At 49.8% G+C, this 301-nt stretch carries 1 protein-coding gene; it reads left to right on the top strand.

What is annotated here, in order from left to right; translation table 11 throughout:
* Positions 1-301, top strand: a 301-nt coding sequence (locus O3Q51_18450) for a T9SS C-terminal target domain-containing protein (GenBank protein MCZ4410804.1), incomplete at both ends; no start/stop codon positions are given.

Raw genomic sequence — 301 nt, 5'->3', positions numbered from 1 at the left:
ATGCAGGTGACCTTTCAGGTGACTGCTTCGATCTATCGAACCCGATTGAAGTAACACGATATGTAGCTGACGGTGGAGAGATTTCTACAGAAGACCCAACAACAATCTGTGCACTTGACGGTGTGGCTGATCCGATCAACGTAACGCTTACAGGCGAGACCGGTGAGAATATGGCATGGGTCATCACCGATGCTGACCTCAACATTCTTGATCTTCCTGCAGGACCTCCATTTGATTTGGAGGGTGCGGGCGAAGGACTTTGCATCATTTGGCACTTAAGCTGGAGCGGAGAACTTGAAGG

Source organism: Cryomorphaceae bacterium 1068, assembly GCA_027214385.1.
Taxonomy (GTDB): Bacteria; Bacteroidota; Bacteroidia; order Flavobacteriales_D; family Cryomorphaceae; genus JAKVAV01.
The sequence above is the reverse complement of the archived record's forward strand: the minus strand, read 5'-3'. Positions and strand labels throughout refer to the sequence as shown.